This window comes from Natrinema thermotolerans, assembly GCF_031165565.1.
Taxonomy (GTDB): domain Archaea; phylum Halobacteriota; class Halobacteria; order Halobacteriales; family Natrialbaceae; genus Natrinema; species Natrinema thermotolerans.
The window spans coordinates 3,792,950-3,814,061 of record NZ_CP101873.1 but is presented as its reverse complement, the minus strand read 5'-3'; the positions used below and the strand labels follow the sequence as shown (position 1 = coordinate 3,814,061).

The window sequence follows — 21,112 nt, the reverse complement described above, 5'->3', positions numbered from 1 at the left end:
CGGTGGTCCGCTTGGGGTTTCAGAAGCCTTTTCATTTATGGGGGGCAAGGGGCCTCATAACATGGCTGAGGATCTCAACTGGGCGATCGGAGGCGAGGCCGGTGACGGTATCGACTCCACCGGAAAAATCTTCGCTCAGGCACTGTCCCGGGCCGGAAGACACGTATTCACCTCCAAAGACTTCGCGTCGCGAATCCGTGGCGGCTACACAGCCTACAAGATTCGGACGTCCGTCGAGCAGGTCCAAAGCGTCGTGGACCGCCTCGACATTCTCGTCGCCCTGACACAGCGGACCATCGACGAGAACTTGGACGAACTCCACGAGGGCAGCGCCATCATCTACGACGGCGAGCGCTCGTGGGACGCGGAGATCCCCGACGAGATGACCGCGGTCGACGTCCCGCTGAAATCGCTGGCCGAGGAGGCCGGCGGCGCGATCATGCGCAACATCGTCGCGCTGGGCGCGGCGTGTAAGATCACCGGCTTCGACGTCGAGTATCTGGACGAGGCCCTCGAGAAGCGCTTCGGCGGCAAGGGCTCGAAGATCGTCGAGAACAACAAGGAAGCCGCTCGCGCGGGCCAGGAGTACGTCGAGGAGAACTACGACCTGAGCCACCTCGGCTACAACGTCGAGACCACCGACAACGACTACGTCCTGCTCAACGGCAACGAAGCCATCGGCATGGGCGCGCTCGCGGCCGGCTGCCGGTTCTACGCCGGTTATCCGATCACGCCCGCGACCTCGATCATGGAGTACCTGACCGGGCGTATCGAGGACTACGGCGGCCACGTCGTGCAGGCCGAAGACGAGCTGTCGGCGATCAACATGGCACTCGGCGGCGCACGGGCGGGCGCTCGAGCGATGACCGCCACGTCGGGAGCCGGGATCGACCTCATGACCGAGACGTTCGGTCTCGTCGCGACCAGCGAAACGCCGCTGGTCATCGCCGACGTCCAGCGATCCGGTCCCTCGACCGGGATGCCGACGAAACAGGAGCAGGGCGACCTCAACATGGCGCTGTACGGCGGCCACGGCGAGGTTCCGCGGTTCGTCGTCGCACCCACGTCGATCACCGAGTGTTTCTGGAAGACCGTCGAGGCGTTCAACCTCGCCGAGAAGTACCAGACCCCGGTCTTCCTGGTCTCGGACCTGGCGATGTCGGTCACCGAGCAGACGTTCCCGCCGGAGGCCTTCGACATGAGCGAGGTCGAGATCGACCGCGGCAAGCTCGTCGACGAGGACGAGGTCGACGAGTGGCTCGACGCGCAGGGCCACTTCCGTGCCCACGCCGTCACCGAGGACGGCGTCAGCCCGCGGGCCATCCCCGGGACGACCGACGCTGCCCACATGTCTACCGGCCTCGAACACGACGAACTCGGCCGCCGGACCGAAGAAGAGGACGAACGCGTCCAGCAGGTCGACAAGCGCAACCGCAAGGTCGAGACCGCGAGGGAGAACGAGGACTGGGACTACCGCGAGTTCGGCGATCCGGACGCGGACAACCTCGTCATCTCGTGGGGATCGAACGAGGGCGCGCTCGTCGAGGCGCTCGAGTACCTCGAGGAGGACGGGATCGACGTCCACGTGATCTCAGTGCCCTATATCTTCCCGCGACCCGACCTGACCGAGGAGATCGAGGCCGCCGACGAGACGATCGTCGTCGAGTGTAACGCGAACGGACAGTTCGCGGACGTGATCGAACACGACGTGTTGACCCGCGTCAAGCGGATCAACAAGTACACCGGCGTGCGATTCAAGGCCGACGAACTCGCAGACGATATCACCGAGAAACTCACCGAGGAGGTACCCGCATAATGAGCTCCGACGTTCGATTCACCGACTTCAAATCCGACAAGCAGCCAACGTGGTGTCCCGGCTGCGGCGACTTCGGGACGATGAACGGCATGATGAAAGCGCTGGCCAACACCGGCAACGACCCCGACAACACGTTCGTCGTCGCCGGGATCGGCTGTTCCGGCAAGATCGGGACCTACATGCACAGCTACGCCCTTCACGGGGTCCACGGCCGTGCGCTCCCGGTCGGCACCGGTGTCAAGATGGCCCGACCCGACGTCGAGGTCATGGTCGCCGGCGGCGACGGTGACGGCTACTCGATCGGTGCCGGTCACTTCGTCCACGCCGTCCGCCGGAACGTCGACATGACCTACGTGGTCATGGACAACCGCATCTACGGCCTGACCAAGGGCCAGGCGTCGCCAACCTCGCGGTCGGACTTCGAGACCAGTACGACTCCCGAAGGGCCGAAGCAGCCGCCGGTCAACCCGCTCGCACTCGCGCTCGCCTCCGGCGCGAGCTTCATCGCTCAGTCCTTTAGCTCGGACGCGATGCGCCACGCCGAGATCGTCGAGAAGGCCATCGAACACGACGGCTTCGGCTTCGTCAACGTCTTCAGCCCCTGTGTCACGTTCAACGACGTCGACACCTACGACTACTTCCGCGACAGCCTCGTCGACCTGCAGGAAGACGAGGACCACGACCCCCACGACTACGAGGCCGCCAAGGAGGTCATCCTCGACAGCGAGAAGGAGTATCAGGGCGTCATGTACCAGGACGAGAACTCGGTTCCCTACCACGAGAAACACGGCGTCACCGAGGACATGTCCGAGATCCCCGACGGCGCGCCCGAGGACGCGATGGATCTCGTCCGCGAGTTCTACTGAGACCGCCGTCGATTCCGACTGATTCGCGCTTTTTCCGTCGTCGGTTCCGGTACTGCCTTCGCCGTTTAGTTACCGACCGCTCGAGAGGCGAGGTTCCAATCGCAAACTAACCGCCGGAGCGACCCGGTCGCCGGTCGTTAGGCCGGGTGTTCGACGGACTCGAGCAGGACCTCGGCGTTGGCCGATTCCTCGGTGAGCAGTTTCGGATAGGTGCCAAGGAGGACGAGCAGATCGCCCTCGTGATCGAAAGAGGTGAGTTTGATCTCGACGTCGATCGGCTCGCCGCCGAGTTCGGACTCGCCGAGGAACCGGTCGACCTCGCGGCCGTCCCCGAGGATATCGAGGCCGAACGTCTCCTGGTGCTGGATGTTACTGATATCGCCCTGGCCGCCCTCGAACTCGCCGAGGAACCGGTCGAGTAACTCCTCGTTGGACAGATCGTCGATCGGGTTGAGCGATCGGCCTGCGACCTCCATCCCCGGGATGGAGACGGCGGCGACGGCGGCCCCGTCGCGCTCTTCACCCTGATACTCCACGGCCTTCGAGTAGATCGCCGTCGCGATCGAGGCCTCGACCTGGCGCTCGACGCCGCCGGGAAGTTCGACCGAGCGGTCGATCGTTCGCTGGCTGACGTCGTCTTCCGCGTAGCCCGTCTCCTCGAGCGCGTCGTCGGTCGGGCGAACGGCGTCCGAATCGAACGCGAGCGGCTCGTTCCCGAGGACGACGTCGATACAGCCGGCGGTGAGCGCGATCGTCCCGGTCGCGCCCGCGGCGAGCAGCGATCGTCGAGAGAGAGTCATTACAGGTGGGTACGTTACGAGCGGCATATTCCTTGTGGCTTCTTCAGTTTCGCAGACAAGAGTATCAGGCCTCGTTGAACGTCGAGAGCGGATGATAGCGGACAGACACATCAAGAGTTATCGGGGTCGGCATCCCCCGTCTAGCCATGACTGACTTTGCAGACCGAGTCGAGCAGGTGTCGATCAGCGGTATCCGGGAGGTCTTCGAGGCCGCTGGCGAGGACGCCATCAACCTCGGCCTCGGCCAGCCGGACTTCCCCACTCCGGCCCACGCTCGGCGCGGGGCCATCGAGGCCATCGAGTCGGGGCAGGCCGACGCCTACACCTCGAACAAGGGGACCGAACAGCTCCGGGAAGCGATTTCCGCGAAGTACGACCGCGACTACGGCCTCGCGGTCGATCCCGCCGACGTGATCGCGACCTCCGGCGGGAGCGAGGCCCTGCATCTGGCGCTCGAGGCCCACGTCAACCCCGGCGAGGAGGTCGTCTTCCCCGATCCGGGCTTCGTCTCCTACGACGCCCTGACCCACATCGCCGACGGCACGCCGAAGCCGGTCGGGCTGCGGGAGGACCTCACCCTCGATCCCGCGACCGTCGAGGACGCCATCACCGAGGAGACCGCGGCGTTCGTCGTCAACAGCCCCGCGAACCCGACCGGGGCCGTCCAGAGCGAGGCCGACATGCGCGAGTTCGCCCGTATCGCCGACGAACACGACGTCCTCTGTATTTCGGACGAAGTCTACGAACACATCGTCTTCGAGGGCGAGCATCGTTCGCCGCTCGAGTTCGCCGAGACGGACAACGTCGTCGTCGTCAGCGCCTGCTCGAAGACCTACTCGATGACCGGCTGGCGGCTCGGCTGGGTCGTCGGCTCGAACCGCCGCATCGAGCGGATGCTGCGGGTCCACCAGTACGGGCAGGCCTGTGCCTCCGCGCCCGCCCAGTACGCCGCCGAGGCCGCTCTGACCGGCCCCCAGGATCAGGTCACGGAGATGGTCGAGACCTTCGAGCAGCGCCGGGACCTCGTCCTCGACGGGCTCACCGACGCGGGCCTCGAGGTACCCACCCCCGAAGGCGCGTTCTACGCGATGCCGAAAGTACCCGAGGGCTGGTGTGACGAGGTGCTGGATCGCGGCGTCGTCGTCGTCCCCGGTGACGCCTTCGGCGCGAACGGCGAGGGCTACGCGCGACTGTCCTACGCGACCGGGACCGAGGAGCTGAAGGAGGCACTCGAGATCATCGACGACGCGACTCGAGCCGTCCAGTAGCTCGCTCAAGCCGTTCGGTTTCTCCGGTCTTCCATGCAGCTTTCTCTGTCGCCGAGAAAGTCGCCGTCTCCCCTGCCGTCACGTGTACCGTTTTACCGTCCCGATCCGTGTGTTCGAACGAGATGCGCGCTGTACGCCTTCACGAACATGGCGACGCGGACGTACTGCAGGTCGAGGAGATCGAGCGGCCCGAACCGGCCGCCGACGAGTTGCTCGTCGAGGTCGCCGCGGCGGGGATCAACCCCGTCGATACCTACTTCCGGGACGGCTCGTACGAACCGGTCGGCCTGCCGTTCACGCCGGGCGTCGACGTCGCGGGAACCGTCGCGGCGACCGGCGAGGCCGTCGAGGGCTTCGCGGAGGGGGACCGCGTCTACGGGACCGGGATCGGTAACGGCGGCTCGCAGGGTTCCTACGCCGAGTACGCGACGATCCCGACGGATCGCGTGGTCCACCTCCCGGATAGCGCGGACCTCACCGAAGCGGGCGGGGCCGGCGTCGCCGCCGTCACTGCCTGGCGCGCGCTGATCGACCACGCCGACCTCGAGCCCGCGGAGTACTGTCTGGTCCACGGCGGCTCCGGCGGCGTCGGCCACGCGGCCGTCCAGATCGCGGCCGCGGTAAGCGCGCGGGTGATCACGACCGCGTCCGAGGAGTACCACGACGAACTGGCCGACTACGGTGCCGAGACGGTGCTTGACTACGGCCGGGACGATCTGGCCGACGCCGTCCGCGAGGCGGCCGACGGCGGGGTCGACGCCGTCCTCGACCACCGCCTCGACGACTACCTGCAGTTCGACGCCGACGTCGCCGCGACGGGCGCTCGCGTCGTCGGCATTGGCGAGAACAGCCCCGATCCGGGCTTTACGAACGACGGCGCGGCCCGCTCGAAAGACGTCTCCTACCAGTTCATGAGCATGTTCAACACGCCGGACCTGCGCGTGCCGATGCGGGGCGTCGCCCACCTCATGGACACCGGGAAGCTCTCGATCGACGTGGCCAGAAGCTACGACCTCGAGGAGGCCGCCGAGGCCCAGCGTGCGGTCATGGAAGATAGCTTCCTCGGCAAACTCGTGATCGAGCCGTAACGGACCGCAGTTCTCGGTGAAAACAGCGCAGTCGGCCGGTCAGGCGGACACCTGAACCGCGTCCGCCCGCTCGAGCAGGGTTCGTCCGTGGTCGGTAAGCGTGATCGTCTCGGTCTCGGTGTCGTAGTCCACGACCTCGGCGGTCGTCAGTTTCGGGATGTGGGTGTGATGCAGCGAGATTCGGACGGCGCGGCGCTCCCGCGAGGAAACGTCGCTGTGGTCCGAGATCGCGTTCGGCTCCACGCCGGCCTCCTGCGCGGCGATCTCGACCGCCAGTTCCGTGAGCGTGGCGTCGCCACCCGTCTCCGCGAGATACTGCAGCGCCGCGCGGCGTCGCCCGTCGGCAAGCAGATCCATCGCCGTATCGACGGCGTCGGCATCTTCACCGAACGCGGTGAGGCGCTCGGGCGACCGCAGTAGTGGGATCATATCCCCGGTAGGGTCCGGGACGTATATATGCAACTTGTGAGTCAGATCGAAACACCACACTGCGTGTCACGTCGTAGGAGGGCCCGCTCGAGACGGCTGCGATCGCGATGGAGGACCGATCCGGCGATTAGACGAGGTCGGCGACCGCTTCCATCGTCGTCCGCTTGTCGTCCTCGCTCATCCCGTCGACGAACCCGATACGGACGGCGTCGACGCCCTCGATGGCGGCGTACTCCGCGAGCCACTCGCGGACCTCGTCGGGGGTGCCCGCGAACGCGAGTTCGTCGAGGACCTCGTCGGGCAGGGCAGCGGCCATCGCGTCGGTGTCGCGGTCGTCCCAGGCGGCTCGGACCGCCTCGACGACGTCGGGGTACCCTTGCTCGGCGACCGAGTTACCGTAGTAGGGACCGTACGCGCCGAGCATGAACGCGATCGTGCCGCGGGCTTTTTCGCGGGCAGCCTCGCGGTCCTCGCTGGCGATCCCGCGGACGATCGGCGCGACCCGCAGGTCCGAGAGGTCCTTCCCGCCGAGTTCCGCGCCGCGCTCTAAGTCCTCGAGGCGGTCGCGCAGGCCGTCTTTCGTGAACATCTGCGGGGCCCAGCCGTCGCCGAAGCGGCCGGCCATCTCGGTGGCCTTGGGGCCGAGGGTGCCGACGTCGATCGGCGGCGGGTTCTCGCTCGGGCCGCGCTCGTAGCCCAGCCCGGCGATCTCGAAGATGTCGCCCTCGTAGGCGGGGTTGCCCTCCTCGTAGACGTTGCGCATGATCTCGATCACTTCCCGGGTGCGCCGGAGCGGCCGGTCGAACTCCTGGCCGTGCCAGCGCTCGGTGATCGCGGGCGAACTCGGGCCGATCCCGAACCGGAAGCGGCCGTCGGCGGCCGCCTGCATCGTCAGCGCGGTCTGGGCGAGCATCGACGGCGTCCGGCCGTACGGCGAGATGACGTCGTTGGAGATGCCCAGTTCGTCGGTCTGGTCGGCCGCCAGCGTCAGCGGCGGCACGATGTTCCAGCCGGTCGTCTCACCGACCGTGATCCGGTCGAAACCCAGTTCCTCGGCCTGGACGGCACGCTCGGCGACGCCCTGCGGGCGGTCGTAGTCCCCGAGCCGGACCAGCAAGTCGAGTTCGGCGTTCATCGGGCTCCCCTCCGCGTCGGCCGTCGAGTCGTGGTTCGGTCTGCCATCACCGCACACCGCGTCACGGACTCACATAAATCTGTAGCGTTTCCGTCCAGTCACGTGCGCGACCGATCACCGCGATGGGAGGGTCGTCACATCTCCGGCGAACCGCTCGCGGCGATCCACCCACTGTGTGCCTACAGTTCCGTGAGGGACGGGTCGCCGTCCGGAGTGCGATATCGGGCGAGGGTCGACTGCTCGGCATCCCGCGGGTCCGCATCTTTGTCGACGCCGTACACGGTGTACGTACAGTGATCGCGGGTGAACTCGACGACGGCGTAGCCGTGCTGATGCCAGTCGACGTACTCGAGGTGGTCGTTTTGATCTTTGGTCAACTCCGCGAGCGCGTCGTCGTCCCAGTCACTCGGGAAATCGACGACGTCGGCGGCGTTGACGCTCGTAACGGCGGGAGTCATCAGCTCGACACCGATTCGGTCGTACGTCTCGAACGGCTCGATTTCGCCGTAGCCGGCTTTCACGTGGCCGGCAAGCGACGCGTGGAGGTCGCCGGTCAGGACGACGAAGTTGCGTGGATCGACGTCCGCGACGTGTTGCATGAGTTCCCAGCGTTCGTGCTGGAAGCCGTCCCACGAGTCGTGGAGCAGTTCGATCTGCGACCAGTTGTCGCCGATGGTCAGGGGCATCGTCAGCACCTCGTTGGCCCAGACCGACCAGACGGCATCGGACTCGCTGACCCACTCCGTGAAATACTGTTTCTGTTCGTGGCCGAGCATCGTCCGCCCCTGCGCTTCCTCATCCGTACAGGTGATCCGTGCGTCGCCACAGGGTGGCCCGTCGCGATAGAGGCGTTCGTCGGTGACGGTCAGATCGACGAGGTCGCCGAACTGGAGATCCCGCCACAATCGGAGCTGGTCCTGCAGTGCCGACTCGTTCGGATCGAACTCGACGCGGGCGGGAACGTACTCGACCCACGCCTGGATGCCGTCGGCCGTGATCTCCATCGCCCGCTCGGGCTGCTCGCCGCCGTCCGTATCCGGCAACACCGGCGCGTTCGCTTCCTCGTCCCAGTATCGATTGTTCCCGATCTCGTGGTCGTCCCAGCCGTGAACAACGGTGTGTTGCTCGAGGCCCTCCTGGAGGAATTCGTTCCCCTTGTAGGTTCGATACAGCGTCCGGAAGTCGGCCAGGGACTCCGCCAGACCGGCGCCGCTGGGGAGGTCGATGTCGCGCCCGTCCTTGATATCCGTCGTCGGCGAGGTGTAGGCACCGTCGGCGGACTCGTAAATGAAGTCGCCGAGGTGGACGACGAAGTCGACGTCTTCGGCCGCGAGATGGCGGTAGGCTCCGTAGTACCCGTTCTGGTAGTCCTGACACGTAAGGACCGCGAACGACAGCGAATCGGGGCTCGCGCCGGCCGCCGGCAGCGTCCGACAGCGACCGGTCCGTGTCGCGACGCCGTCGTAGACGAACCGGTAGTAGTAGCGCCGATCCGACTCGAGAACGCCGTCGAGATCGACTTTGACCGTGTAATCGTGTGTACTCGAGAGTCGATCGGCGGGGACCGTTCCCTCGTAGACCGGCTCCTCGAAACTGTCGTCGGTCGCGACCTGGACACCGATCGGCTCCTCGGAGACGACCGCACTGGGGGCGATCCGCGTCCAGAGAATAGCGCCGCTCGAGGTCGGCCCGCCGCTGGCCACCGACTGCGGAAACGTCGCGTCGGGATCGGCTGTCTCGTCGACGGCGAAGACGCTCGGATCCGTCGCCGACGCCGCGGCGACGGGCTGGACGATATCGCGCTGGGCGAGAACCGCCGCGAGGCCGCCAGCGACCGAGGTGGTGCCGATGCTCTCGAGAAAGCCGCGCCGATTCGTCCGGTTCCGTGTGCCATTTTGCTCTGGCATACGATTGTGCTGGCAGAATCCAGTAAAAGGCGATTATAATTTATATATGTTGGATACTGTTATTATACCGTCGGATACGAGGGATATATACCCGAGTCACGAGGTCGTCTCGAGCGATCCGCGTACGACCCAGTGGGAAACGTTGATACTGTCAGTGTCTAACATGCATGCATGGCACACGATTGTTCGTTCCTCGAGGACCTCGACCTCGGGGACGACCAGCTGTCGTTCGCGGACGGCCGACGCGAATCACACGCGACGGACTGGGGGACCGAGGAGTCGGGCGGGGTCATGCCCGACGCGGTCGTCTGGCCCGAGCGGACCGCGGACGTCTCGGCAGTGCTGTCGGCGGCGACCGACCGCGGCGTGCCCGTCACACCCTACGCGGCCGGGACGGGCCTCGAGGGCAACGCCGTCCCGGCCCACGGCGGAATCAGCCTCGACCTGACCCGGATGGACGCGGTGGTCGACTACCGGCCCGACGACTTCCAGATCGACGTCGGCCCGGGGATCATCGGCTCCGACGTCGACGAACACGTCGCCGGCGACGGCCTCTTCTTCCCGCCGTTGCCCTCCTCGGGCGATATCTCGACGATCGGCGGCATGATCTCGACCGACGCCAGCGGGATGGGGACGGTCCGCTACGGCGAGATCGCCGACTGGGTCCTCGGGCTCGAGGCCGTCCTCGCGGACGGCACCGTCGTCCGGACCGGCTCGCGGGCGATCAAGACCTCGAGCGGCTACAACCTGACCGACCTGCTGGTCGGCAGCGAGGGGACGCTGGCGGTGGTCACCGAGGCCACCCTCGAGCTGGCCGGCCGGCCCGAGCAGATCCGTGGCGGACGGGCGATCTTCGAGACGCTGGACGACGCCGCCGAGGCGGTCTTCGACGCGGTCCGGACCGAGGTCGACGTCGCCAAGATCGAGCTCGTCGACGGGCTGAGCGCTCGGATGGCCAACGACTACCTCGACACCGGCCTGCCCGACGCGCCGATGGTCTTCCTCGAGTTCCACGCCAACCACGGGATCGAGGCGGAGATCGACCTCTGCCGAACGATCTTCGAGGACCACGACGTCGCCCGCTTCGAGATGAGCGAGGACGACGACGAGATGGCCGCCCTCTGGGAGGCCCGGCGGGAACTGGCCTTCGCCGTCAGGAGCTACGACCCCGACCTCGAGTCGCTCCATCCGGGCGACGTGACGGTGCCGATCAGCGCCTACCCCGAGGTGGTCCGCGAGGCGAAGCGACTCGCCGACGAGTACGACCTGCTGGTCCCCTGCTTCGGCCACGCGGGCGACGGCAACCTCCACTACAGCGTCCTCGCCGACCCGAGCGAGCCCGACCAGCTCGAGCGCGGCGAGGCCCTCTACCGGGAGATCGTCGAACTCGCCATCGAACTGGGCGGCACGGCGACCGGCGAACACGGCATCGGCGAGGGGAAACAGCCGTACCTCGAGCCGGAACACGGCGCGGGCGCGGTCGAGGCCATGCGATCGGTCAAGCAAGCGTTTGACCCAACGGATACGCTCAACCCGGGGAAAGTCTTCCCCGAGACGGCCGACGGCGAGCGGGTTCGGGAACCGGACCGCTGACAGCGGTCGGGACCGGCGTCAGTGGCAGCCCCAACCCTCCTCTCGGCCGGAAAGACGATATGATCACACTCGCATCGTTCCCTAGAGCGTTCCATGCCAACCCGCCGTCGTGTTCTCGCGTGTGCCTGTACCGTGGCCGGAACAGCCGCTGTATCGGGAGTCGGCGCGGCTACCGGCAGCGACGGTGATCTGACCCTCGAGATCGTTCGTCACGCCTCCGCCGAGCCCGCCGAGGACGCGCTCGACGCGGTCCGCGAGGGTGTCGACCTGTTCGCGGAGACCTGGTCCGGAGCGACGCCGGGCACCGCCGAGGTAACCCTCGAGACGGATGCGGTCGCCGACTTCGAGATCGCGCCCGCACACGGCGAGACGTTAGACGCCATGGAGACCGACGACGCCCTGCGAGGCGGTCGAACGGCGGCAACGGTGACGCTGGTCGTCGTCGCCGACGGCGCGACGACTGCCGGGGCGATGCGGGGGTACGCGGGCCGTGGCGACGGTCGCTCCCGCGAACCCGGTGCGTACGGCTACGTCAATGCCGAACTCGCTGCGCTTTTCGGCGCGGGAATCGGGACCCCTCGAGACCTGCTGCGGAACTTCGCAGCCCACGAGTGTGGCCACGCGGTCGTCGGCTGGACCGACTTTCCGCACTACCCCGTCGAGGCGACGGAGTCCGAACCCTCGCCGTCGCGACGGGCCCACAGCTGCGGCGCACAGGACCATCCCGACGCGCGGGGCTGGTTCGTTCGCCACGGCATCACCCCAATGGCGACGGGCTACTCGGCAGTGGAGAGCCGGAACACGCCGCGCGATCACCCGTTCGCGACCGAACGGGGGCCGATCGACGAGTACGCCGAGCCGGTTACCGAGTCGCCGTTCTACCTCACCATGGACTACGTTCCCGTCTTCTCCGCCACCGCTCGAGCGGCGATGGCCCACCACTACGAGCGGGTCTTCGGTTGAGTCTCGGCGACCCGCCCGACCGTGCCGTCGTGGAGTGCAGCCCAGTCTTTATTGCGCTGCTACAATTCTTCCGTAGTAGTTACTGTTCGCCGGCCGACGGTGGGTTCGGTCACGCTCTCAGCTATGATTGGCAGGATTCACGTCGATGTCCGCTCGAGTTGCAGCCTCCTGGGCACCGTGTTGAAGTCCCTCTCGCTGACGCTTTTGGTGCCGACGGCGGTCGCGCTGTTCTACCGGGAGAGCCCGCTCCCGTTTCTGGTCGCGCTGGTCGTCGCGGTCGCCGTCGGGATGGGGCTCGAGCGCCTCGAGCCCGAGCCGGACCTCGAACACCGCGAGGCGTTCCTGCTGGTGGCGCTGACGTGGCTGGTCCTGCCGTTGGTCGGGACGATCCCGTATCTCGTCGCCGGAACGGGGACGATCGCGCAGCCGATCAACGCCCTCTTCGAGTCGATGTCCGGATTCACGACGACCGGGGCGACGGTGATGGGCGAGATCTCCGTCGAAACGCACTCGCATTCGATCATGCTCTGGCGACAGCTCACCCAGTGGCTCGGCGGGATGGGGATCATTGTCCTCATGGTCGCGATCCTCTCGGAACTCTCCGTCGGTGGGACCCAGCTCATCCGGGAGGAAGCGCCCGGCATTCAGGTCGAGAAGCTGACCCCGCGGATCAGACAGACGGCGCGGGCGCTCTGGCTGATTTACGTCTGGTTCACGCTCGCGGCCGTGGTCGTCTACTACGGGCTCCACCTCGCGGGACTGGCCCCGAACATGACCTTCTACAACGCCGTCTCGCATGCACTCACGACGCTGCCGACCGGCGGCTTCTCGCCGGAGGGACGCAGCGTCGAGGCCTTCGAACCGATCGTCCAGTGGGCGGTCATGCCCTTCATGATCGTCGCCGGGACGAACTTCGCGCTCTACTGGCACGTCTGGCGCGGCAAGCCCGATCGGCTGACCGGGAACGCCGAGTTCCGGTCCTATCTCCTGTCGATGGGCGTCGTCGGTGCCCTCCTCTCGGCCCTGCTCTTTCTCGGGGTCGGCCTCGCGACGGTCCCCGACGGCGTCGCCGCGATCCCGGGCAGCCTCGAGCGATCGCTGCGCCACGGGCTCTTTCAGACGCTGGCGATCGTGACGACGACCGGCTACGCCAGCATGGACTTCAACACCTGGAGCGAGTCGACGCAGGTAATCTTGCTGTTCGCGATGTTTCTGGGCGGTTCGGCGGGGTCGGCGGCCGGCTCGATCAAGATCATCCGCTGGTACGTCGTCGGGAAGTCCATCGAACGCGAACTGTTCACGACCGTCCACCCGCAGGCGGTTCGGCCCGTTCGGATGGGCGACACGGGCGACGTCATCGACGAGGAGGCGATCCACGGTATCTTCGTCTTCATCGTCCTCTTTCTGACGCTGTTTGCGGTCTCGACGGTCCTGCTCTTTCTCGACGCCTATCGAACGCCCGGCCTCGAGCTGACGGCACTTGAGGCGATCAGCGCGACGATCGCGACGCTCGGCAACGTCGGGCCGGGCGTCGGCGTCGTCGGCCCGATGAACAGCTACGAGCCGTTTTCCGGAGCCGCGAAGCTGTACATGACCTTCCTGATGTGGATCGGCCGGCTCGAGATCCTCTCCGTGCTGGTGATCCTGACGCCGGCCTATTGGCGTTCCTGACTACGCGGGGGTCGTTACTCGGCCGCTCCGACCCCGGATGACGTCCCGTCGGACCGGTCGTCAGTCGCCGTTTCGTGTCGCTCGACGCCGGTGATCTCGAACCGTGCGCCCCCGTCCCCGTCAGTCGCGATCACCGACCACCCGTGTCCCTCGCAGATGTCCGCCACGATCGACAGCCCGAGTCCCGTCCCGCGCTCGCTCGTCGTATAGCCGGAGTCGAAAATCTCCTCGGGATCGCCCTCGAAGCCCGTCCCCGAGTCGGCGACGAAGAACCCACCCTCGAGCGTGCCGACGGTGACGGTCAGGTCGCGGCCGTCGGTTTCGGCCCCCGATCGCCCCCCATGGTCGATCGCGTTTCGGAACAGGTTCTCGAGTAACTGCCGGAGTTGAGTCCGATCCGCGACGATCGTTCGCTCGTCGACGACCGACAGCGTCGCCCCCGCGGTATCGACCGTCGACCACGCCTCGTGTGCGACGGCCGCGAGTGCGACCGGCTCGGGATCCAGCCCGCGTTGGCCCTGCCGAGCGAGCGTCAGCACGTCGTCGATCAGCTGTTCCATCCGCTCGTGGGATTCGGCGACGGTCCGTACGTACGCCGGGTCGTACTCCTCCTCGAGCAGTTCGAGATACCCCTTCGAGACCGTCAACGGGTTCCGCAAGTCGTGGCTGACCACGCTCGCGAACTCGTCGAGTCTTCGGTTCTTGCGTTCGAGTTCGCGTTCGCGATGGACCCGCTCGGTCACGTCGTGGACGACGATCGTCCAGCCGGCCGAGTACCCGCGCCCGTCGTCGATCGACGAGATCGAGAGATCGTAATAGGTCCGTCCGCCGTCGAGCGAGAACTGCATCGTGTCGGCGTTTCCCGCCGTTGTCGCGGCGTCCACCCGGTCTCGGTCGCGGGACTCGTCGATCACCGCGTCAACATCGATCGGAATTACGTCGTCGATCGATTCCCCGACGAGAGCGTCTCGCTCGTCCGCGAATATCTCCCGCGCGACCGGATTGCTGTCGACGATACGGCGATCGGCGTCGGCGACCAGCACGCCGTCCTCGAGGTTCGTCACGACCTCGCTGCGGGCGATGGGGGCGATCTCGAGGAGCCGGTATCGATAGAGGCCGAAGGTAATCGCGAGGCCGGTGACGGTAAAGCCGATCGGCGTCGTGCCGACGATCTCGAGCGACGCCGCCGAGAGGACGGCCGCCCCCCAGGGAACCGTGATCGCGACGAAGACGGCGACTCCCTGCCACCGGTAGAGTCGCTCGGTCCGCGCGATCAGCCGGAAGACGAGGACCGACGTGATCGCCAGACAGAGTGTCGCGTACCCCAGGTGAACGAACAGCCCGAGCCCCGGTTCCGAGGTCGCGACCGTCGCGGACGATGCCCACCAACTCCCGATCGAGATCGGTTCCTCGACCGGCGGCCCCCACAGCACGAACGTGCGGTCGTTGATCGCCAACGCGCCGATCATGGCGAGTGGCTCGATCGACAACAGCCCCAGTCGAGACCGGGTGAGCCAGCGGTCCTCGCCCGTATACTGGAGCGCGAAGACGACGAATAGTGTCGGAATAACGGCAGCACATATCCACTGGAGGTCGGCCCACCACAGTTTCGTGGCTATCGTCGCCGATTCGATCTCGAGGACGTGTGCGCCGAGCCAGACGGCGACGGTCGCCATGAGCGCGGCGAGCGCGCTCGAGCCGGCTTCGGGTCGGGTCCGCCACGCCGCGGCCGCGGTTCCGACGGCGACGACGAGCGAGAGCAACAACACGGCACTGTACGGAGAGACGGCCCAACCCATCGGTGAATAGGTAGCAATTAGTAACGAGACGCAAGTGTCTACCGGCCGGCCATCCGAGAGCCGGCGCTCCGCCCTCGAGGCGGTCGCGGATCGACGTCTCAGTCCTGTACCAGTACGTCCAGTACGTCCGGCCCCGAACGGTCCAGGGCCGCCTCGAGCGCGCCCTCGATTCCGTCGGGCGTCTCGACGAGTTCGGCTCGCGCGCCGTGGCTCTCGGCGTTTTTGACGAGGTCGACGTTCGGCTCGAAGTCCATGCCGACGAAGTCGTAGTCGTCTTCCTCGCCGCCCATGATCGCCAGCGTGTTGTCCTTGAGGATGCGGTAGTTGCGGTTGTCCGAGATGACGACGGTCAGGTCGAGGTCGTAGCGGGCGGCGCTGTAGATCGAGTGGGGGTAGTACTGGTAGGAGCCGTCGCCGATGAACCCGACCACGTCCCGGGGATCGTCGTGCTGTTCCTCGGCAACCGCGGCACCGACCGCGGCGGGCAGCCCGTAGCCGAGCCCGCCGCCCTTGTTCGAGATGTACTGCTCGGGGCCGAGGTCCCACCGCGTCAGCATGGCGTACTTCGAGGTGACGCCCTCGTCGACGATCGCGGCGTCGCCCGCAACCCGCTCCATCGCATCGACCAGCTGGGCCTTCGAGGCCCGCGGATCGTCCCCGTCGGCCTCGCCGTAGCCGGCCATCTGGGACTCGACCATCTCCTTGACCTCGGCGACTCCCTCGAGGCGGTCGGCGACGACGTCCTCGGAGAGCTTCGTTTGGACGCGCTCGGCGATGCCCTGCATGACGAGCCCCGGATCGCCGATCACGGCCGCGTCGGCGGGCTGGTTCTTCCCGACCTGCCAGCTGTCGTCGGAGAGGTGGATGCAGGTCGTGTCGGGATCGACCAGCGCCTCCTCGTGGCGGGTCAGCGTCGTGTTGGTCGAACAGCCCGCGAAGAGTATCGTATCGGTATCCATCAGCATCGCGGCCAGCTCCTCGTTGGTCGGCAGGTACGAGACCCACTGCTCGTGGTCGGTCGGGAAGTCCACCTCGCAGGCGAGGATCTCCCCGTGGACGCGGGCCCCCGTCGCCTCCGCGAGGTCGACCGCCGCGGCGACGGCGTCGGCCCCCGACCGGGCGACGTGGTCGCCGACGACGATCACCGGATCGTCGGCCTCGGCTAACAGTTCCGCCGCGCGCTCGAGCTGGCCGGGATCACCGCTGCCGGCGTTGGGGATCGGGCCCAGCCGTTCCGGTTCGGCGTCGGTTTCGGCCAGCATCACGTCCAGCGGCAGCCCGAGGAAGACCGGTCCCGTCGGCGGGGTCATCGCGACGCGGAACGCGCGCCGGAGCATCGTCGGCAGCGCCGACACGTCGAGCACCTCGTCGGACCACTTGCAGTACTCGCGGGCCATGTCCGCGAGCCGGCCCGAGAGGATCGGCTCCTCGTGGCGGAAGTCGGTGCTGTGATTGCCCGCGGTCACGACCAGCGGCGCGCCGGTGATCTTTGCCGCGTAGAGGTTGCCGAGCCCGTGGGCAAGCCCCGGCGCGATGTGGAGGTTCGCGACGCCGACCGGCGTGATCGAGTCGTCGTGGTGGGCGTGATACCGGCGGCGCTGTGCGTAGCCGCCTGCCATCCCCACCGCGATGTCCTCGTGGAGGCCGAGCCGATACTCGAGGTCGCTGTCGCCGATCGCGTCCATGATCGGGAGTTCGGTCGTCCCCGGGTTGCCGAAGACGTAGTCGACGCCGTAGGTCTCGAGAGCGTCAGTGAAGAGATCCGCGCCGGTATAATCGTCCGTCATGCTCGCTCGTGGTACGGCACACCACATCAAATTGTGTGTTTCGGAACCTCGGTGCCCGCCCGAGGTATTATCCGTCGGTTCGTTGTCGTCCGGGTATGGCTCTCGCGAGAGACGGGACGGGTTCGGGCGCGGTCGCTCGAGCGTACTGGTCGCAGGTCCATCCCGTCTTCATGACGCCGCCGATCGCCGCGTCGCTGTTCGGCGCGATCCTCGCGGGGAGCGTCGACCCGGTTCTCGCAGCGGTCCACGTCGTCGCGATGTTCGCGGCGGTCTACACGGCCCACGTCAAAGACGGCTACGTCGACTTCCACGTCCGCGGCGAGGACGACGACCACCCGCTGACCGAACGGGGCTGTCGGATCGGCCTCGCGGCGTCGACGGCGGTGTTCGCGGGCTGTTGTCTCCTGCTCGTGGCGCTGGTCGACGTCCTCGTGCTGGCGGTCGTGGTTCCGACGTGGCTGATCGCCTACCACCACGCACCCCAGCTCGACACGAACCCCGTGACGGCGACGACCGGCTATCCGCTCGGCATCGCCCTCTCGATCCTCGGCGGGTTCTACGTCCAGGCCGGGACGATCACCGCCGTCTCGCTCGGCTTCGCCGTCGTCTTCCTGATCCTGTTGTCGGGCGTCAAGGTGATCGACGACGCACAGGACTACGCGTACGACCGCTCGATCCGGAAGCGAACGGTCGCGGTCGCCGTCGGTCCCGACCGCGCCTATGCCGTCGCCTACGGACTGATGACCACGGCGCTGATCGCCGTCACCGCGTTCGCCGTCCTGCGGATCTTCCCGCTGACCGCCCTGGTGGCGGCGCTGGCCTTCGCTGCGGTCGCCGCTGTCGCGCGCCGGGCCGATCCGGAACTCGCGACCATGCTGCTCGTTCGGGGCTCGTACGTCTTCTTGGCGGTCCTCGTCGCCGCCGTCCGGTTCGATCCGCTCGGCCGACTGGTCTGAGACCGAGCGCCCTACAGCGACTCCCGGAAGCCACAGCGAGGACAGTACATGCAGCCGTCCCTGACCAGCGTATAGCTCTCGTCACAGCGACTGCACTGACAGCCCAGCGAGCGGCCGACCTCGCGGGCCAGCCCGGCGACCGTGGTCCGAAGCAGCCGCTGTTGGCGTTCGGCCGCCTCGAGTCGCTCCTCGAGGGTGGCCAACCGTGCCGCCATCGCTCGGTCGCGTCGGGACTCGGAAACGCCCGTGTGACGTGGGGTCATGCGGGGTGTAGGTCGCCGTCGGAGAAAAGCACGACCCTACCCAACAGCGATCGCGATAGTCCGTGCCGTCGTCGGTATCGACCGCCCGGAGAATCCGACCAGAGCGCCGCTACTCGGCTTCGCTCTCTTCGGTTCCCTCCGTGGTTTTCGGCGGCTTCCAGTCGAGTTTGACCGTGACCGTCTCGCGCTGGCCGCGCAGGATCGAGGAGCGCTCGCGGACGCCGACCTCGTAGGCGATCGACTCCGAGGGCGTGAGATCGACCGTTTTGTTCCCCGTACGGACCGATGTTGCTCCGGTCCCATCGATCTCGTCGGCCAGCGCTCGCAGTCGTTCGGCGGCCTCTTCGCGGGTGACTTCGTCGGCGGAAAGGGTCTTGTCCACCATATCGGACCCAACCACGTTTCGCGGGATAAATAGCACACCCAATGGCGTATCGGTCATAGATGTACAAAAATACATAATAAAACTGCATTCACACCCACTCGATTAATTCACGACCGACTATCAGTTCCCGACGGACTGACTCCGAACCGACCCGACGATACCCGGCCCGATCCGACCCGGTTCGCTACAGCGGTAGCGAGGCGAACGCCGACGGCGTTCGCCGCGGAAGAGCAATACCGTTCTATCTACGCCGGTTTCGTCTCTCCGTCAGTTGATGCTCACGATCTTGATCAGCACTTCTGCGTACACAACGGATAGATACAGCCAAACTCCGTGCGCTGCAATAGCAAGGATTACCTCGGGTGCAGTCTGATTGAACGAACGAATGGCAGACTCGCTCTGGTATCCGTCAGTGGGCGACGTTCTCGCCATCCACGACGACATCGTCTCGGAGTACTCTGACACGCATGCTGGCGTCCAGAATCGTGGCGATATCGAGTTTGCCCTGAACTACATCGAGAGTGGGAGTTTCGGGACGGTGCCCGAAACGATTCACGAGAAATCATTTCACCTCCTCAGACTGTTGGTGGCGAACCACCCGTTCGTCGATGCGAACAAACGCACCGCGCTCAACACGACGGTCGTGTTCTACTTCCTCAACGGATATCGGTTCACGTACGACAACGAGATCAGGACGATCCTCAAGCAGTTCGGCACCGATCAGACGACCGTCGAAGAAGCAGAAACCATCGAATACCTTCGTTCTCATACTGGAGAAATCGACCTCGTCGGAGAGATCGAACAGTGGCGTGATGATCTCATCCAGTACGGACTGGACGAACTGACCGGTGATTCGTCTAACCCGAACGATTAACCGCAGTCGGGGCGATACACCAGATATGGCGACCGAGGAAAGTTCAGAGTCCGATTCTCCCCTCGATGAAGTAATGGACGACATCCGACGAGAACTCGTCCAGCGGGTGGCAGCAGCTGACCGGGACGCGAACCGCAAGATCTACGACGCCCTCGAAAACGAGTAACGCGCTTCGACTCTACTGTTATCAGTTCGTACTCACGATCTTGATCACGTCGCCCTCCTCGAGTTCGTACTCCTCGCTGATCTCGCGGTTCGATTTCGCGTTCACGGCGTGGAGGTAGCCGTCGCCGATGTCGGAGTGGACGCTGTAGGCGAGGTCGACCGGGGTCGAGCCCTCGGGCAACAGGAAGGCGTCGGGGAGGACGTTGCCGCTGCCGTCGGACCACTTCGAGGCGTCCTCGACCGGGTAGGCGGTGAGGTGATCGAGCAGGTCGTAGACGGCGTGGTCGAGTGCCGCCTGCACGCCGGTGCCGCCCCACTCGGTCATGGTGTCTGCCAGTCCCTCGAGGGCCTCGCGCTGGGCGTCGTTGACGTCGTCGCCGACCTCGAGCGTCTCGTCGCCGGGATCGTAGTCGACCAGCCCGTTCTCGGCGGCCCGGCGCAAGGCGAGTTCGCCCTCCGCCGTGGTCGGGATCACGGGCTTGTCCAGGTCCAGCAGGCGCTCGACGTTCTCCGCGGGTGCGACGTCGATCTTGTTGGCCGCGACGACGATCGGTTTCGTTCGCTCGCGGACCAGTCGTGCGAGTTCCTCGCGGTGGTCGTCGTCCCACTGGATCGGGTCGTCGGGATAGTCCAGTTCCCGCAGGACCGTCGCGATCTGCTTGGGAGAGGCACCGAAGCCCGAGAGCATGTCCGCCAGCGCGTCGTCGATGTCGAAGTCCGGGGAGCGCGATTTGCGCTCGACGGACTCCCAGTTGCGGTCGACGATGCCGGCCAGCCAGAGATCCATCTCCTCCTCGATGAAGTCGATGTCCTCGAGCGGGTCGTGGTCGCCGATATCGACCGGTTCGCCCTTCTCGTTGGTGCCGCCGGAGGCGTCGACGACGTTGACGATCACGTCCGCGTTCGTCAGTTCGTCGAGGAACTGATTGCCCAGTCCCTTCCCCTCGTGAGCGCCGGGGACCAGCCCCGCGACGTCCAGCAGTTCGATCGGCACGTAGCGCTTGCCGTCCTCGCAGTTCTCGGCGTTACAACGGTCCTCGCGCTCGAGGCAGGGACACTCGGTCCGGACATAGCTCACCCCGCGGTTGGCGTCGATCGTCGTGAACGGATAGTTGGCGACGTCGACCTCCGCCATCGTCGCCGCGGTGTAGAACGTGGACTTGCCGGCGTTCGGTTTCCCGGCAAGCGCGATCGAAAGCATACCTCCCGATAGCGCCGTCCGGAGGAATTGTCTTTCGATTCGACCGACCTCGGCGGTCACTCGCGTCGGTCGGGCCGGCGGAAGCGGCGGACACGTCGCGTACGGCGGTCGATTCCCCTCGTCCCCCGTACTCGAACCGCGTGGGG

The 21,112-nt window shown here is 66.3% G+C and carries 19 protein-coding genes; 10 read left to right on the top strand and 9 right to left on the bottom strand.

Annotation, left to right across the window (positions count from 1 at the left end):
• Positions 1-61: 61 nt before the first annotated feature.
• Both NP511_RS19580 and NP511_RS19575 read left to right on the top strand, forming a co-directional pair.
• On the top strand, positions 62-1,816 hold the full coding sequence (locus NP511_RS19580; protein WP_006650816.1) for a 2-oxoacid:acceptor oxidoreductase subunit alpha: 1,755 nt from the start codon (positions 62-64) through the stop codon (positions 1,814-1,816).
• Positions 1,816-2,682 (top strand): 2-oxoacid:ferredoxin oxidoreductase subunit beta, encoded by an 867-nt coding sequence (locus NP511_RS19575; RefSeq protein WP_006650815.1) that lies wholly within the window; start codon positions 1,816-1,818, stop codon positions 2,680-2,682. The genes NP511_RS19580 and NP511_RS19575 overlap by 1 nt, the downstream gene beginning before the upstream one ends.
• Positions 2,683-2,819: 137 nt before the next feature.
• Here the strand turns inward: NP511_RS19575 and NP511_RS19570 are convergent, their stop codons facing one another.
• Positions 2,820-3,482, bottom strand: a complete 663-nt coding sequence (locus NP511_RS19570; protein WP_084158323.1) for a DUF6517 family protein — start codon at positions 3,480-3,482, stop codon at positions 2,820-2,822.
• Positions 3,483-3,628: 146 nt separating this feature from the next.
• On the opposite strand from NP511_RS19570, the gene NP511_RS19565 reads away from it, so the two are divergent.
• Entirely contained in the window at positions 3,629-4,750 is a 1,122-nt protein-coding gene (locus NP511_RS19565) for a pyridoxal phosphate-dependent aminotransferase (RefSeq protein ID WP_049966765.1), read from the top strand.
• 122 nt (positions 4,751-4,872) lie between these two features.
• Positions 4,873-5,838, top strand: coding sequence for an NADPH:quinone reductase (locus NP511_RS19560; RefSeq protein ID WP_049966929.1), 966 nt, complete (start codon positions 4,873-4,875; stop codon positions 5,836-5,838).
• Between the two features lie 39 nt (positions 5,839-5,877).
• On the opposite strand, the gene NP511_RS19555 is transcribed toward NP511_RS19560, so the two are convergent.
• The 3 genes from NP511_RS19555 to NP511_RS19545 form a co-directional block, all read right to left on the bottom strand.
• Positions 5,878-6,267 carry a DUF7344 domain-containing protein gene (locus NP511_RS19555; RefSeq protein WP_049966764.1) on the bottom strand — a complete coding sequence of 130 codons (390 nt, stop codon included), beginning with the start codon at positions 6,265-6,267 and terminating at the stop codon, positions 5,878-5,880.
• Positions 6,268-6,394: 127 nt separating this feature from the next.
• The gene (locus NP511_RS19550) at positions 6,395-7,402 is read right to left on the bottom strand and encodes a TIGR04024 family LLM class F420-dependent oxidoreductase (protein WP_049966763.1); all 1,008 of its coding nucleotides are present in this window, start codon (positions 7,400-7,402) and stop codon (positions 6,395-6,397) included.
• 179 nt (positions 7,403-7,581) lie between these two features.
• Positions 7,582-9,309, bottom strand: coding sequence for an alkaline phosphatase D family protein (locus NP511_RS19545; RefSeq protein ID WP_049966762.1), 1,728 nt, complete (start codon positions 9,307-9,309; stop codon positions 7,582-7,584).
• A 171-nt stretch (positions 9,310-9,480) separates the two neighbouring features.
• Between NP511_RS19545 and NP511_RS19540 the strand changes: the two genes are divergently transcribed.
• From NP511_RS19540 to NP511_RS19530, 3 genes are all read left to right on the top strand, one after another.
• Positions 9,481-10,902: an FAD-binding oxidoreductase gene (locus NP511_RS19540; RefSeq protein WP_049966761.1), complete on the top strand. Its 1,422-nt coding sequence runs from the start codon at positions 9,481-9,483 to the stop codon at positions 10,900-10,902.
• A gap of 132 nt (positions 10,903-11,034) precedes the next feature.
• Positions 11,035-11,865: a hypothetical protein gene (locus tag NP511_RS19535; RefSeq protein WP_233274370.1), complete on the top strand. Its 831-nt coding sequence runs from the start codon at positions 11,035-11,037 to the stop codon at positions 11,863-11,865.
• Positions 11,866-11,988: 123 nt separating this feature from the next.
• Positions 11,989-13,536, top strand: a complete 1,548-nt coding sequence (locus NP511_RS19530) for a TrkH family potassium uptake protein (protein ID WP_049966759.1) — start codon at positions 11,989-11,991, stop codon at positions 13,534-13,536.
• A 14-nt stretch (positions 13,537-13,550) separates the two neighbouring features.
• On the opposite strand, the gene NP511_RS19525 is transcribed toward NP511_RS19530, so the two are convergent.
• Together NP511_RS19525 and NP511_RS19520 are read right to left on the bottom strand one after the other, a co-directional pair.
• A complete protein-coding gene (locus tag NP511_RS19525; protein ID WP_049966758.1) occupies positions 13,551-15,335 on the bottom strand; it encodes a sensor histidine kinase in 1,785 nt (594 codons plus the stop codon).
• A gap of 98 nt (positions 15,336-15,433) precedes the next feature.
• Positions 15,434-17,122, bottom strand: a complete 1,689-nt coding sequence (locus tag NP511_RS19520) for a thiamine pyrophosphate-binding protein (protein WP_049966757.1) — start codon at positions 17,120-17,122, stop codon at positions 15,434-15,436.
• Between the two features lie 95 nt (positions 17,123-17,217).
• Between NP511_RS19520 and NP511_RS19515 the strand changes: the two genes are divergently transcribed.
• Positions 17,218-18,078, top strand: coding sequence for a UbiA family prenyltransferase (locus NP511_RS19515; protein ID WP_049966756.1), 861 nt, complete (start codon positions 17,218-17,220; stop codon positions 18,076-18,078).
• 11 nt (positions 18,079-18,089) lie between these two features.
• Here NP511_RS19515 and NP511_RS19510 read toward each other — a convergent pair whose 3' ends face one another.
• Together NP511_RS19510 and NP511_RS19505 are read right to left on the bottom strand one after the other, a co-directional pair.
• Entirely contained in the window at positions 18,090-18,293 is a 204-nt protein-coding gene (locus tag NP511_RS19510) for a hypothetical protein (RefSeq protein WP_006650800.1), read from the bottom strand.
• Positions 18,294-18,450: 157 nt separating this feature from the next.
• Positions 18,451-18,726, bottom strand: coding sequence for an amphi-Trp domain-containing protein (locus NP511_RS19505; RefSeq protein WP_049966755.1), 276 nt, complete (start codon positions 18,724-18,726; stop codon positions 18,451-18,453).
• Positions 18,727-19,111: 385 nt separating this feature from the next.
• Here NP511_RS19505 and NP511_RS19500 point away from each other — a divergent pair, with 385 nt between their 5' ends.
• Both NP511_RS19500 and NP511_RS19495 read left to right on the top strand, forming a co-directional pair.
• The gene (locus tag NP511_RS19500) at positions 19,112-19,600 is read left to right on the top strand and encodes a type II toxin-antitoxin system death-on-curing family toxin (RefSeq protein WP_049966754.1); all 489 of its coding nucleotides are present in this window, start codon (positions 19,112-19,114) and stop codon (positions 19,598-19,600) included.
• Between the two features lie 25 nt (positions 19,601-19,625).
• The gene (locus NP511_RS19495; protein ID WP_162834904.1) at positions 19,626-19,766 is read left to right on the top strand and encodes a hypothetical protein; all 141 of its coding nucleotides are present in this window, start codon (positions 19,626-19,628) and stop codon (positions 19,764-19,766) included.
• 21 nt (positions 19,767-19,787) lie between these two features.
• On the opposite strand, the gene NP511_RS19490 is transcribed toward NP511_RS19495, so the two are convergent.
• Positions 19,788-20,966, bottom strand: a complete 1,179-nt coding sequence (locus NP511_RS19490) for a redox-regulated ATPase YchF (RefSeq protein ID WP_049966753.1) — start codon at positions 20,964-20,966, stop codon at positions 19,788-19,790.
• Positions 20,967-21,112: the final 146 nt, after the last annotated feature.